The 13,240-nt window shown below is 68.8% G+C and carries 14 protein-coding genes; 8 read left to right on the forward strand and 6 right to left on the reverse strand.

Annotated elements, in window-relative coordinates; genetic code table 11:
* Positions 1–115: 115 nt before the first annotated feature.
* The 3 genes from hprK to hpf form a co-directional block, all read right to left on the reverse strand.
* Positions 116–1,072, reverse strand: a complete 957-nt coding sequence (gene hprK / locus AC57B5_RS16985; protein ID WP_012202934.1) for an HPr(Ser) kinase/phosphatase — start codon at positions 1,070–1,072, stop codon at positions 116–118.
* Between the two features lie 40 nt (positions 1,073–1,112).
* A complete protein-coding gene (locus AC57B5_RS16990; RefSeq protein WP_013804474.1) occupies positions 1,113–1,586 on the reverse strand; it encodes a PTS sugar transporter subunit IIA in 474 nt (157 codons plus the stop codon).
* 155 nt (positions 1,587–1,741) lie between these two features.
* The gene (hpf, locus tag AC57B5_RS16995; RefSeq protein ID WP_012202932.1) at positions 1,742–2,101 is read right to left on the reverse strand and encodes a ribosome hibernation-promoting factor, HPF/YfiA family; all 360 of its coding nucleotides are present in this window, start codon (positions 2,099–2,101) and stop codon (positions 1,742–1,744) included.
* 364 nt (positions 2,102–2,465) lie between these two features.
* Here hpf and AC57B5_RS17000 point away from each other — a divergent pair, with 364 nt between their 5' ends.
* Complete coding sequence (locus AC57B5_RS17000) at positions 2,466–3,389, forward strand: phosphoribosylaminoimidazolesuccinocarboxamide synthase (protein ID WP_012202931.1); 924 nt, start codon at positions 2,466–2,468, stop codon at positions 3,387–3,389.
* A gap of 155 nt (positions 3,390–3,544) precedes the next feature.
* Positions 3,545–4,129: a DJ-1/PfpI family protein gene (locus AC57B5_RS17005; RefSeq protein ID WP_012202930.1), complete on the forward strand. Its 585-nt coding sequence runs from the start codon at positions 3,545–3,547 to the stop codon at positions 4,127–4,129.
* Positions 4,130–4,158: 29 nt separating this feature from the next.
* Here the strand turns inward: AC57B5_RS17005 and AC57B5_RS17010 are convergent, their stop codons facing one another.
* A complete protein-coding gene (locus tag AC57B5_RS17010) occupies positions 4,159–5,019 on the reverse strand; it encodes a DMT family transporter (protein ID WP_012202929.1) in 861 nt (286 codons plus the stop codon).
* 94 nt (positions 5,020–5,113) lie between these two features.
* On the opposite strand from AC57B5_RS17010, the gene AC57B5_RS17015 reads away from it, so the two are divergent.
* A complete protein-coding gene (locus tag AC57B5_RS17015; RefSeq protein ID WP_065345957.1) occupies positions 5,114–6,010 on the forward strand; it encodes a LysR family transcriptional regulator in 897 nt (298 codons plus the stop codon).
* Positions 6,011–6,013: 3 nt separating this feature from the next.
* Here the strand turns inward: AC57B5_RS17015 and AC57B5_RS17020 are convergent, their stop codons facing one another.
* Entirely contained in the window at positions 6,014–6,925 is a 912-nt protein-coding gene (locus AC57B5_RS17020; RefSeq protein WP_279210770.1) for a LysR substrate-binding domain-containing protein, read from the reverse strand.
* Positions 6,926–7,021: 96 nt separating this feature from the next.
* Between AC57B5_RS17020 and AC57B5_RS17025 the strand changes: the two genes are divergently transcribed.
* Positions 7,022–7,828, forward strand: a complete 807-nt coding sequence (locus AC57B5_RS17025; RefSeq protein WP_013804480.1) for an aminotransferase class IV family protein — start codon at positions 7,022–7,024, stop codon at positions 7,826–7,828.
* A gap of 64 nt (positions 7,829–7,892) precedes the next feature.
* Here AC57B5_RS17025 and trxA read toward each other — a convergent pair whose 3' ends face one another.
* The gene (trxA, locus tag AC57B5_RS17030) at positions 7,893–8,849 is read right to left on the reverse strand and encodes a thioredoxin (RefSeq protein WP_012202925.1); all 957 of its coding nucleotides are present in this window, start codon (positions 8,847–8,849) and stop codon (positions 7,893–7,895) included.
* A 275-nt stretch (positions 8,850–9,124) separates the two neighbouring features.
* On the opposite strand from trxA, the gene AC57B5_RS17035 reads away from it, so the two are divergent.
* From AC57B5_RS17035 to AC57B5_RS17050, 4 genes are all read left to right on the forward strand, one after another.
* Positions 9,125–10,111, forward strand: a complete 987-nt coding sequence (locus tag AC57B5_RS17035) for an ABC transporter ATP-binding protein (RefSeq protein WP_496399973.1) — start codon at positions 9,125–9,127, stop codon at positions 10,109–10,111.
* On the forward strand, positions 10,108–11,496 hold the full coding sequence (locus tag AC57B5_RS17040; protein ID WP_496399974.1) for a hypothetical protein: 1,389 nt from the start codon (positions 10,108–10,110) through the stop codon (positions 11,494–11,496). The genes AC57B5_RS17035 and AC57B5_RS17040 overlap by 4 nt, the downstream gene beginning before the upstream one ends.
* 83 nt (positions 11,497–11,579) lie before the next feature.
* Complete coding sequence (purE, locus tag AC57B5_RS17045) at positions 11,580–12,077, forward strand: 5-(carboxyamino)imidazole ribonucleotide mutase (protein ID WP_012202922.1); 498 nt, start codon at positions 11,580–11,582, stop codon at positions 12,075–12,077.
* The gene (locus tag AC57B5_RS17050; protein WP_047470698.1) at positions 12,074–13,237 is read left to right on the forward strand and encodes a 5-(carboxyamino)imidazole ribonucleotide synthase; all 1,164 of its coding nucleotides are present in this window, start codon (positions 12,074–12,076) and stop codon (positions 13,235–13,237) included. The genes purE and AC57B5_RS17050 overlap by 4 nt, the downstream gene beginning before the upstream one ends.
* Positions 13,238–13,240: the final 3 nt, after the last annotated feature.

A 13,240-nucleotide genomic window follows, 5' to 3' on the forward strand; every position in this document is an offset into this window, starting at 1 on the left:
GAAAGCAGCAACAACGCACCGCGCGCAAACATGGGCGCACGGCCAGCAAACAATCGCGTTGAAAACAGTGGGGGCCAGGCAACAGGCGGCCCGGCCTCGGCGACGCCAGAGGTCGCTAGAAGGTGTCGCCGCGCTCCATGGCGCGGCGGTGGCGCTGCACGAATTCCTGGTAGGTGTCGATGCCGCGCAGCTGCAAGATGGCATTGCGCACGGCGGCCTCGACCAGCACGGCGATGTTGCGGCCCGCCACCACCTGGATCACCACCTTGCGCACGGGCACGCCGAGCACATCCTGCGTCAGCGGCTCGGCCGGCAGGCGCTCGTACTCGCGCTCCATGGTTTCCTTGCGCACCAGGTGCACGATGAGCTTGAGGCGCATCTTGCGGCGCACGGCCGTCTCGCCAAAGATGGCGCGGATGTCCAGCAGCCCGATGCCGCGCACCTCCAGCAGGTTCTGCAGCAGCTCGGGGCACTTGCCCTCGATCGTGGTCTGGTTGATGCGGTACAGGTCCACCGCGTCATCGGCCACCAGGCCGTTGCCGCGCGTCACCAGTTCCAGTCCCAGCTCGCTCTTGCCCAGGCCCGACTCGCCCGTGATCAGCACACCCATGCCCAGGATGTCCATGAACACGCCGTGCATGGTGGTGCGGTCGGCGAAATGCTTGGCCAGGTAGGCGCGCAGCACATCGATCACGAAGGCCGACTGCTCGCGCGTGGAGAACATGGGAATGTGGGCGCGCTCGCACATGGACAGCAGCGCCTCGGGCGCCGTCTGCCCGTCGGCCAGCACCAGCACGGGCGGCTCCAGCGTGACGATGCGTGCCACGCGGCGCTGGCAGTCCTGCGGCGTGGCATTGCTCAGATAGGCGATCTCGCGCTCGCCCAGCACCTGCAACCGGTAGGGATGGATGTAGTTCAGGTAGCCGACGAGGTCCGCGCCGGAGCGCGCCGAGCGCACGGCCATCTCGTCGAAACGGCGCTCCGAGGCTCCCAGGCCCGCCACCCACTCCCAGCGCAGGCTGGAGCGGAACTCCTCGAACAGGACATCGGCGCTGATGGCACTGGGTCTCATGGCAAGGCCCGTGAAAAAGGGAAGGAAAAAGTCTGGAAGACTAGACCAGGGGCGCAGCGGAGGACTGCCAGCCGGCAATCATTCCATGCAGCCGGGCCGCATCGGCGCAGGACTTCAGGCGCTCGCGCAGCTGGCTGTCGCTGAGAAGCTCGGCGATTTCGGACAGGATTTCCAGATGCTTCTGGGTGGCCGCTTCGGGCACCAGCAGAAAGATCAGCAGGCCCACGGGCTGCTCATCGGGGGCATCGAAACCAATGGGATTGTCCAGTTGGAACACGGCCGCCATGGGAGCGGTCAGGCCCTTGATGCGCCCATGGGGAATGGCCACGCCGTGGCCGAGCCCCGTCGAGCCCAGGCGTTCGCGTGCAAACAGGCTGTCGGTGATGAGTGCGCGGGACAGGCCATGCAGGCTCTCGAAGAGCAGACCTGCTTCTTCGAAAGCGCGCTTTTTGCTGGTGACGTCGACGCTCACGAGCACTTGAGCGGCGGGCAGGATGGAGGCAAGACGGTTCATGGTTCGGGAAACAATTATGCACCGCAGTGCCGGAAACCGTGGGGAAACCCTGACCCCCATCAAAAACCGCCCCGAAGGGCGGTGGTCGTGCGTGGCTCATCAGCCACATAAGCGCAGGTATTGTAAGCGCCCGCACAGGGCTGGCGCCTTACCTGTCACCCGACTGACGCCAAGGTCAGCCCAGCATCATCGAGTCGCTTGGCCGAACCATAGCGGCTGCCCTGCTGGCGGGTCTTGTAGCGCACCACCACGCGGTCCAGCTTGTCAGCCAGCGCATCGACGGCGGCGTAGAGATCGAAGTGAGAGGTCTCGACAAAAAGATCCTGGCCCTTGACGCGCAGCGTGCAACCGGCACGTTGGCGCTTTTCCTTCTCCTTTTGGTTATGAACGGTCAGCAAGACCTTTACATCCACCACCTGGTCAAAGTGTCGAAGAATGCGTTCGAGCTTGGCCATGACGTAACTGCGCAGCGAGGGAGTGACCTCCAGGTGATGCCCACTAATCGTCAGATTCATATCTAAACACTCCTTGCTCTGGATGAAAACAGCCCGGTCCACCGGGAGACGATCCGCAGGGACAGGTGCTTGCAGGCCGGAATGCGCATTCGTTTGCTTGCGAATCCACTATGCGCCGGGGTCTGCCCAAAAGCAACGCTGCAAGCCGATAGCGCAGGACGGTGCAGGGCCTTGGAGGCGGGTTTTGCGCGCCATGCAATTGGGCGCACAATCGGCGGGTTTGCCAGGCTGCGCCCCTGGGGTGGGGCTTGCCAAGGGCCGCCCGTCACCGTGAGGCGCCGTTGGTTAGAATCGCGCTCCTGCGCGTGCCGCTTGCAGCCATCCGGCCGCTGCAGCCTCTTTGCCAGATTGCCCCTTGCCTCACATGACCACCCAGTCCCGCCCCTCCGCCCTGCACACTTCCAACATTGCCTCGCTGCCGCTGCTCGCGCGCGGCAAGGTGCGCGACAACTATGCCGTGGGTGATGACCGCATCCTGATGGTGGCCTCGGACCGCCTGTCGGCCTTCGACGTGATCATGGGCGAGCCCATCCCCGGCAAGGGCGAGCTGCTGACGCAAATGGCGCTGTTCTGGTTCGACAAGCTCGGCCACATCTGCCCCAACCACCTGACCGGCGAAGCGCCCGAGTCCGTGGTCACGCCCGCCGAAGTGCCCCAGGTCACGGGCCGCTCCATGCTGGTCAAGCGCCTCAAGCCCGTCCTGATCGAGGCCGTGGTGCGCGGCTACCTGGCCGGCAGCGGCTGGAAGGAATACCAGGAATCGCGCTCGGTCTGCGGCGTGCCCCTGCCCGAAGGCCTGACCAACGCCGCCAAGCTGCCCGAGCCCATCTACACCCCGGCCGCCAAGGCCGAGATGGGCGACCATGACGAGAACATCACCTACGAGCGCACGGTGGAGATGGTCGGCGAGAAGCTGGCCTCCCAGATCCGCGATACGGCCATCCGCATCTACAAGGAAGCTGCGGCCATCGCCCTCGAAAAGGGCATGATCATTGCCGACACCAAGTTCGAATTCGGCCTGGACGAGAACGGCGAACTCGTGCTGATGGACGAAGTCCTCACGCCCGACAGCTCGCGCTACTGGCCCGTGGAGGGCTATGCCCAGGCCCTGGCCAATGGCGAGAACCCGCCCAGCTATGACAAGCAGTTCGTGCGCGACTGGCTGGAGCAGGCCCAGGTCAACGGCAAGCCCTGGGACAAGAAGGCCCCGGCCCCGCGCCTGCCCCAGGAAGTGACCGAGAAGACGGCCGCCAAGTACCGCGAAGCCCTGCAGCGCCTGACGGCCTGACGGCCCGCCGTAGCCCGGCCCCGCGCGCCTTCCGCAAAAGAGAGCTTCGGCTCTCTTTTTTGTTGCGGGCCTGCGTTTTTGCAGCCGGTCATGCCTGCGTCACCGACGCTGCCACAATGTTCGCTTCCTCTGACTTTTTCTGAAGGAGCAAGCACATGGCTGGCAAGAAGATTCTGATGATCTGTGGCGACTACTGCGAGGACTACGAAACCATGGTCCCCTTCCAGGCCCTGCAGGCCGTGGGGCACACGGTGCATGCGGTCTGCCCCGACAAGAAGGCCGGGGAACACATCAAGACGGCCATCCATGATTTCGAGGGCGCGCAGACCTATAGCGAAAAGCCCGGCCACAACTTCACGCTCAACGCCAGCTTTGCCGACATCAAGCCCGAGCAGTACGACGCCCTGGTGATCCCCGGTGGACGCGGCCCCGAGTACCTGCGCAACTACGACGCCGTGCGCGCCGCCGTGCGCCACTTCTTCGACAACAACAAGCCTGTGGCCGCCGTCTGCCATGGCGCCCAGCTGCTGGCCGGAGCCGGCGTGCTCAAGGGCCGCACCTGCTCGGCCTACCCGGCCTGCCGTGCCGAGGTCGAGCTGGCCGGCGGCACCTACGCCGACATCGGCGTGGACCAGGCGCATACCGAAGGCAACCTGGTCAGCGCCCCCGCCTGGCCCGCACACCCGGCCTGGATCGCCCAGTTCCTGACGCTCCTGGGCACGCGCATCAGCCACGGCTGAGCACGCAGCGGACGTTGGCGCCGGGCGGCTCAACCGCCCCAGCGCACCAGCACGATGCCGCCGAAGACCAGGGCCGAGGCCAGCATGCGCACGCGGCCCAGGCGCTCGCGCATCAGCCAGGCGGCAATCCAGCCCGCAAACAGCACGCTGCTTTCACGCAGCGCAGACACCAGCCCCATGGGCGCCTGCGACAGCGCCCAGGTCGCCATCCAGCTGGCACTCAGCTGCATGGCGGCGGCCAGGGCGCACAGGCGCCAGGTGCGTGCATCGGCACGCAGCACGGCGGGGCCGCGCCGCCAGGCGACGATCAGCACCGTGGCCAGGCCATCGCCCAGCGTGAGCAGGGCCGCATAGAGCAGCGCGGAGCCGGATGCGCGCGCACCCAGCCCGTCGATGACCGTGTAGCAGGCAATCATGGCGCCAGTGGCCAGCGCATAGCCGCTGCCGCCATAACCGCTGGCCGCGCCGCTGCGCACCGACAGCGCCAGCACGCCCAGCGACAGGCACAGCACGCCGGCCAGCCCGGTCGCGCCCGGCCACTCACCGGCCAGCAGCGCCGCGCCCAGCGTCACGAACAGCGGCGCACTGCCGCGTGCCACCGGATAGACCACGCCGAACTCTCCATGCTGGTAGGCGCGCGGCAGCACGAAGTGGTAGACGGTGTGCACGGCCACCGAGGCCGCCAGCCACCACCACACCGATGCGTCCCACAACCCCGCCGCGCGCCAGTCCAGCCAGGGCAGCACCAGCAGCGACCACAGGCTGGCCAGCCCCGTGGTCAGCGCCATGGCGACCATCTTGTCGCCGCCCAGCTTGATGGCGCTGTTCCATCCCGCATTCATCAGCGCGGCCCCCAGGGCCGCGGCCAGCACCGCATTGCTCAATTCCATTCCATGGCCTCGTTCTTGATACGGGACGGGATGATGGATTCGCACCCAGATTAGATAAAGTCGAATCTTCGGAACATCATTTTCAGGAAACCTGATGCGACGCCTGAATCTTGACCAGCTCCAGACCCTGGTGGCCGTGGCCGACCTGGGCACGCTGGCTGCCGCCGCGCAGGCCCTTCACCTGTCGCCGCCCGCCGTCAGCCTGCACATCCAGGAGCTGGAAGCGCGCCTGGACACACCGCTGCTGGTGCGCGGCAAGCGCCAGGCGCAGCTGACGCCCGCAGGCGCTCTGCTGGCCGAAGGCGGACGCCGCCTGCTGGCCGACAGCGAATCCCTGCTGCGCCAGGTGCGAAAGCGTGCCGAGGGCTTTGGCGCCAGCGTGCGCATAGGCGCCTCAGCCGGCGTCAGCCCCCTGCTTCTGCCCGAACTGCTGCAATGGCTGGCCGAGCACGCGCCCGGCGTGGAACTGCGCCTGGAAGTCGTGAGTTCCGCCCAGGCCATGCAGCGCCTGGCGACTGGCCACCTGGACCTGGCCCTGGTCGGGCTGCCCCAGCCCGTGCCTTCAGGCCTTGAAATGCGCGCCTGGCGCAACGACCCCATGGAGCTGTTTGCCCCGCCACAGATGCCGCTGCCCGACCAGATCACGCCGGAATGGCTCAACGCCCAGCCCTGGATAGGCTTTGCCGCCGGCACCCAGATGCACCGCCTGCTGTCCCAATGGTTCGCCCAGGCGGGCCTGCTGCCGCAGCCACGCATGGAAATGAGCTTTCCCGAAGGCATACGCGCCCTGGTCGCAGCAGGCCACGGCCCCACGGTCCTGCCGCGCGAGGAGCCCATGGACGCCGTCAGCCGCACGCTGCAGCAGCGCGGACTCAGCCCCGCCCTGACACGCCCGCTGGGCCTGGCCTGCCGCAGCGCCGCGCAACAAGACCCGGCCGTGCAGGCCGTGGTGCGCGGGTTGATGCGATTTGCCGATCCCGTACGGCAGTAGGCGCTACAGCCCGGCCTCCTGCAGCACCCACGCACGCAGCGCCTCGATGGCCGGCTGGCCCTGGCTGCGTTGGGGGTAAAGCAGGTGGTAGGCGTAGGCCGGGCCCAGGCCCACAGCGATGTCGAACAGGCGCACCAGGCGGCCACGGGCCAGGTCTTCGGCCACCAGGTCCTGCTCGACCAGGCCCACGGCGCCGCCGTCCAGCACGGCCTGCACGACGTGGCTGGAGTCGGTGAAGGCGATGCAGCGGCCTGCGTCCAGGCCCTCCACGCCGGCCGCCGCCATCCACATCGGCCAGTTCGGCCAGACCTGGCCGTCCACCCGGCAATCGACATGGCACAGCGTGTGCGCCAGCAGGTCAACGGGCCGGGCCAGCGGCGGGCCGGACTGCAGCAGCGCCGGGCTGCAGACGGGGATCACCCTGGCATCGAACAGGCGCACCGCCAGGGTGTGCGGATCACGGCCGGTGCCGAAGCGGATGGCGGCGTCGATGTCATCGGCGTCGAAGTCGCGCACCTCGTCGCAGATGTCGAAGCTCAGTTCGATCTGCGGATGCGCAGCGCGAAAGCGCGGCAGCCGGGGCAGCAGCCACTGCGTGGCAAAGCGCGCGCCCAGCGACAGGCGCAGCCGCGTTTCGCCCCGGGCCAGCTGGCGCGCCCGGCCGGTGGCGCGCCGCAGCAGGCCCAGCGCCTCGGCCGTGGCCTCCAGCAGCACGCTACCTGCGGGCGTGAGCTGCATGCTGCGGCTGTTGCGCGTGAAGAGGACGAGGCCCAGCTGTTCCTCCATCTCCTTGATCTGGTGGCTGACCGCCGCCGGGGTCAGCCCCAGTTCGTCGGCCGCGCGCGTGAAGTTCAGGTGGCGCCCTGCAGCCTCGAAGCTGCGCAGGGCGCGCGTGCCGGGTGGAAGCTGGCGCATGGATCTTCAAATTTTTCTTGATGAAGCCCCGAATACTACTTGCTTCCTCTTTTGGGATCGCCATCGAACAATCAAGAAAACTTGATGGATGAACCCATGGAAACCGCCTCTTTCTTCACCAGCCTTATCGATGGGCAGCCCGCGACGGCAGCCGAACTCGCCGCCCTGGCCTTTGCCGGCCATGCCCATTTCACGGCCATGCAGGTGCGCGGCGGCAGGCTGCGCGGGCTGGACCTGCATCTGCAGCGCCTGCGCCAGGCCTCGCTGGAGCTGTACGGCCAGGCCTTGTCCGATGACCATGTCCAGGCACAGCTGCGGGCGGCGCTTGCCAACGGCCCGCAGGATGTGTCGCTGACCGCCACGGTGTACTCGCCTGCCGGGGAATTCACGGCCGCCGATGCGCGGCCGCGCATGCTGGTGCGCACCTCGGCACCCGCCTCGGGCCCCGCCGGGCCCTTGAGCCTGGCGCTGTTCGAGCATGAGCGCATGCTGCCCCACCTCAAGCATGTGGGCGAGGTGGCCAAGACGCATCTGCTGCGCCGCGCCGTGGCCCAGGGCTTTGACGACGCCGCCTTTGCCGACCGCCACGGCCGCATTGGCGAGGCCACCATCTGGAACCTGGCTTTCTGGGATGGAGATGCCGTGGTCTGGCCACGCGCCCAGGTGCTGCCGGGCACGACCGAGTCCATGCTGCGGCGCCAGTTGCAGCGCCTGGGCGTGGCGCAGCGCCAGGCCGTGCTGACCCGGGCCGACCTGCCATCCCTGGCCGGCGCCGTGGTGATGAATTCGTGGTCCCCGGGCATTCCGGTCAGGCGCTTGGCCGATGTGCATCTGCCCGATGCGCCCGGCTTCGTGCAGTTGCTGCACCGCGCGCATGCGGCCGAGGAACCGGTTGCACCCTGAGCCCTCGCCATGAAAAAGGGGAGCCGCAAGGCTCCCCCGTCTCTTCACCCGTGCAGCGCCGGTCTCAGTTCAGCGCCATGCTGAGCTTGCGGCGGTAGCTGTTGACCAGTTGCGTGGCTTCGTCCTGCTCGGCGCCAGCCTTGCCCAGCAGCTCGATGCCGCCGCTGCTCTTGCCGGGGATGGCGTCCTGCTTCTTGGGCTTCGGGGGCGTGAGCAGCTCCAGGATGCCCACGTAGAGCTTGCGCGCAGCCTGGCCGTTCCAATCCTTGTCGCGCATGATGATTTCCAGCAGTTCGTCCATGCTGGCTGCCCATTGGCCTTCGGCGGCCAGGGCCCGGGCCTTGCCAAAGCGGGTGTCGAAGTCGCGCTTGTTCTGCGCGATGACGGCGTCGAACTGCGCAAACTCCCAGTTGCCACGCTCGTCGTTGTGCACGAACAGCATGCACTGCAGCCACTGGTTGAGCGCCTCGAAGCGCGTGGCCTGGGGAATGCGCTTGAGCGGCTCGGCCAGCAGGGCGCCGGCCTCTTCGTAGCCGCCCGTGGCGATCAGCAGGCGCACGTAGTCGAAGCGCGCATCGTCGTTGGCCGGGTCGGCGGCCAGGGCGTCGGCCAGCTTTTGCAGGGCGGCCTGGGTGTCGCCGGCTTCCAGCAACTGGTGGGCCTCGTCGGCTTCGGCCTCGGCGGCCAGCTCGCCTTCGGAGGGCAGGTGCTTGTCAAGGAACTCGCGCAGCTTGCCTTCGGGCTGCGCGCCCATGAAGCCGTCCACGGGGCGGCCGCCCATCATCAGAATGCAGGTCGGGATGGAGCGGATGCCGAACATGCCGGCCAGTTGCTGCTCCTGGTCGGAGTCGATCTTGACCAGCTTGAAGCGGCCCTCGTAGGCCACTTCGAGCTTTTCCAGGATGGGGCCCAGCGTCTTGCACGGGCCGCACCAGGGCGCCCAGAAGTCGACGAGCACCGGCACCTGCATGGAGGCGGCGACGACTTCGGCTTCGAAATTCTCAATGGTGACATCAATCATGTGATCAGACCCTGTGGCAAGGCGCGCGGCCAGGGCGCGCGGACTGTGGCGGTTCGGAGTTCGGCGGCCGAATGCCTCCGATGCGGACCGTGTGATTCTCCAGCAATTCCAAGGCCCAGGGCGTGAACGCCATGGGCGGCAGCCACCGCAGATGGGAGCAGGCTGCGCGCATTTCAAGCCGCCCGGCCGAGGGCGCGGCGCGGCAGCGCTGGGCTATATTGGCGCGCTGTGCCGCCATTGCGGCCTGCCATCAACGCAATGAGGGAGGGCTCGCCTTGATCAAGGTTTCGCAGCTGGTGTTCGAGTACCCCGGCCACCGCGCGCTCGATGGCGTCAGCGTCCATATCGCCGCAGGCACCGTCACGGCCCTGGTGGGGCCCAACGGCGCCGGCAAATCCACGCTGATGCGCTGCATCGCCGGGCTGGACCAGCCGCTGTCGGGCCAAGTCGAGGTGCATGGCATTGCCGTGCAGGAGCAGCCCCGCGAAGTGCACCGGCACCTGGGCTATCTGTCGGATTTCTTCGGCCTCTATGACCGCCTGAGCGTGCGGCGCTGCCTGCAGTACGCGGCCCTGTCCATGGGCGTGCCCCCGTCCGAGGCGCCGCAGCGTGTGGCGCACGTGGCCGGGCAACTGGGCCTGGCCGATCTGCTGGAGCGCCTGCCCACCGAGCTGTCTCGCGGCCAGCGCCAGCGCGTGGCCATCGGCCAGGCCATCGTCCACCAGCCGCGCGTGCTGCTGCTGGACGAGCCGGCCAGCGGCCTGGACCCCGAGGCCCGCGCCAGCCTGTCCCAGCTGATGCGGGCGCTGCAGGCCCAGGGCATGACCCTGATCGTCTCCAGCCACATCCTCAGCGAACTCGACGAGTACTGCACCCACATCCTGAGCCTGCGCGGCGGCCGCGTGGAAAGCCACGAGGCCCTGCACGGCGGCATTCAGGCGCCGGCCGCCGGCGGCGATGTGCCGCTGGCGCTGTACGCGCTGGAGCTGGCACCGCCCCCGGGTGCCTCGGCCGGGTCGCTGGCGCGGCAGCTGCACCAGGTCCTTCCCGACACCCCTGTGCCGCCACCCGATGACCAGGGCCTGGTGCATCTGCAGCTGTGGCTGCCCACGCAGCCACGCGAACGCGCCGACCTGCTGGCCCGCCTGGTTGGCGCCGGCCTGCCCGTGGCCAGCCTGGCGCCTGTGCGCGAGCGCCTGCAGGACCGCTACGCACGCGGCCTGCAGGCCGCAGCCCCCCTCACCCCTGCGGAGCAGCCATGACGCACAACCCCGAATTCCAGCGCCAGCTCTGGCTCAACTGGCGGCCCGCCCAACTGGGCTGGAGCCTGCTGCTCACCGCCTTGCTGCTGGCCACGCCAATGGTCCTGGTCCAGCCCGAAGACCGCCTGCATGCCCTGCTGGTCGCCGCCCTGATCGGCATGTGGATCGCCGCGGCCGGCCTGGGCAGCGTACTGGCCGGGCGCGGCCTCAACGAAGAGGCGCACCAGCACACCTGGGACTGGCAGCGCCTGTCGGCCCTCACGCCCTGGCAGATGGCCTGGGGCAAGCTGCTGGGCGCCCCGCTGGCGGCCTGGCTGTACATGCTGTGGTGCGCGCTGGCCGTGCTGGCCACCTCGGCGGGCCAGCCGGGCGGGCTGGCCTGGGGCGTGCACGCCGTGCTGCAGGCCGTGCTGTGGGGCCTGGCCCTGCAGGCCTGGAGCATGCACTCCGTGCTCATGGGCTGGGGACCGAAGGAGCAGCCCGCGCGCCGCATCCGCTTCGTGCTGGTGCCGCTGCTGTTCGTGATGGTGCTGCCCGGACCCATCCTGGGCCGGTTGACCGAGCAGCTGGGCCGCGAAGAAGGCCGCCCTGTGCTGTGGTGGTCCGTGCCGCTGCACGGGCGCGGCGCCATCTACCTGTTCGGCGCCATCGCGCTGGGGCTGGGCCTGCTGGCCCTGTGGCGGCTGCTGTGCACGCGGCTGGATGTGCGCACCCTGCCCTGGGCCTGGCCGCTGGGCCTGTGCGTGGCGGGCCTGGCCTTCGGAGGCATGCACCTCGATGCAATGCAGTTGCAGGGCCCCGACCCGGCCTCCTTCTTCGCTTGGACCACCGGGCTGGCGCTGGCGGGCACGGCCTATGTCTGCCTGCACGGCATGGACGAGGGCCTGCGCAGCTGGCGCCAGGTGCAGTGGTGCGTGCTGCAGGGGCGCTGGCGTGGCGCGCTCGAAGCGCTGCCGCTGTGGCCCGTGAGCTGGCTGCTGGCCGTGCTGGCCTGCGCGCTGTGGCTGCTGTGGCCCGCGGGCGGCCAGCCCCTCGTGCCGGGCGCGGCCCAACTGGCGGCGCTGGCCACGGCGCAGTTGCTGCGCGATGCCGCGCTGGCCACGGGCTTTTCCCTGCTGGCCGGGCGCATCAAGTCGCCGCTGGCCGCGTTTGCCGTCACCTGGCTGCTGGTCAACATCGTGCTGCCGCTGCTGGCCTTTGGCCTGGCCGGGGCCGATGCCGCCGTGCTGGCCCAGCCGCTGGCAGCCGGCCTGACAAAGCCCGTCACCAGTGGAATGTGGCTGTCGCTGGCCGTGCAGGTGGGGCTGGCCCTGGCCTGGCTGGCCCATGTGTTTCGCCAGCGCGTGCTGGGTTTTGCGCGCGAGCAGCACACGGCTGTGCGGTGATTTGGCGCATGGATTACGCGAATTAGGACTAAAAAAGTAAAATCGCGGGTTCCACTAGGCCGGGCCGCAGGCGCCCTCACGACATGAACTCCATCCAGATCGGTGTGGTCATGGGCTCCAGCAGCGACTGGGAGACCATGCAGCACGCAGTTGCCATTCTTCAGCAATTTGGCATCGCCCATGAGGCCCAGGTCGTCTCGGCCCACCGCATGCCCGACGACATGTTTGCCTACGCCGAGGCCGCCGCAGGCCGTGGCCTGAAGGCCATCATCGCGGGTGCGGGGGGCGCTGCCCACCTGCCCGGCATGATCGCCGCCAAGACCGTGGTGCCCGTGCTCGGCGTGCCGGTGGCCAGCCGCCACCTGCAGGGCGTGGACTCGCTGCACTCCATCGTGCAGATGCCCAAGGGCGTGCCCGTGGCCACCTTCGCCATCGGCGCGGCCGGTGCGGCCAATGCGGCCCTGTTCGCCGTGGCCCTGCTGGCCAATGAGGACCCGGCCCTGCGCACCAGGCTCGAAGCCTTCCGCGCCGAGCAGACCGCCGCAGCGCGCGCGATGACGCTTCCCCCGGTGGCCGTATGAGCGCAGATGTGATCCTGCCGGGCGCCACGCTGGGCGTGCTGGGTGGCGGCCAACTGGGCCGCATGTTCGTGCAATCGGCCCAGGCCATGGGCTATTTCACGGCCGTGCTCGACGCCGACCCGACCAGCCCTGCCGGCCTGGTCAGCCACCACCACATCCGTACCGGCTACGAAGACCCGCAGGGCCTGGCCGAACTGGCGCGCCTGTCGGCCGCCGTCACCACCGAATTCGAGAACGTGCCCGCCGCGGCGCTGAACCTGCTGGCCGCCCAGCGGCCGGTCTCGCCGGCCGGCTCCTCCGTGGCCATTGCCCAGGACCGCGCCCAGGAGAAGGCCCACTTCGTGCGCTGCGGCGTGCCCTGCGCGCCCTATGCGGTGATCGAGACGCCCGCCCAGCTGGCGGCCGTGCACGCCAGCCTGCTGCCCGGCATCCTCAAGACCGCCCGCATGGGCTACGACGGCAAGGGCCAGGTGCGCGTGAAGAACGCCGCCGAGCTGGCCACCGCCTGGGAGCAACTGGGCCGCGTGGCCTGCGTGCTGGAAAAAATGCTGCCGCTGGCCCATGAATGCTCGGTCATCGTGGCGCGCGGCCGTGACGGCTCCATGGTCAACCTGCCCGTGCAGCGCAATCTGCACCGCGAAGGCATCCTCTCCGTCACCGAGGTCTACGAAGGCAACCTGCCGCAGGCCCAGGTCGAGCAGGCGCTGGCCGCCGCGCGTTCCGTGGCCGACGGCCTGGACTACGTGGGCGTGCTCTGCGTCGAATTCTTCGTGCTGCAGGACGGCATGCTCGTGGTCAACGAGATCGCGCCGCGCCCGCACAACAGCGGCCACTACAGCCAGAACGCCTGCGATGTCTCGCAGTTCGAGCTGCAGGTGCGCTGCATGACCGGCCTGCCGCTGACGCAGCCGCGCCAGCACAGCCCGTCCATCATGCTGAACCTGCTGGGCGACCTGTGGTTCAAGGACGGCGAACAGGCCAAGGCGCCGGCCTGGGACCAGGTCCTGGCCCTGCCCGGCTGCCACCTGCACCTGTACGGCAAGCACGACGCCAAGCGCGGCCGCAAGATGGGCCACCTGAACGTCACCGGACCCACGCCCGAGGCTGTGCGCTCCACCGCCCTGCAGGCCGCTGCCATCCTGGGTATAGAGCCGTTCTGAAGG

The organism is Delftia sp. BGA-UO-ETr-SB1 (assembly GCF_059567865.1).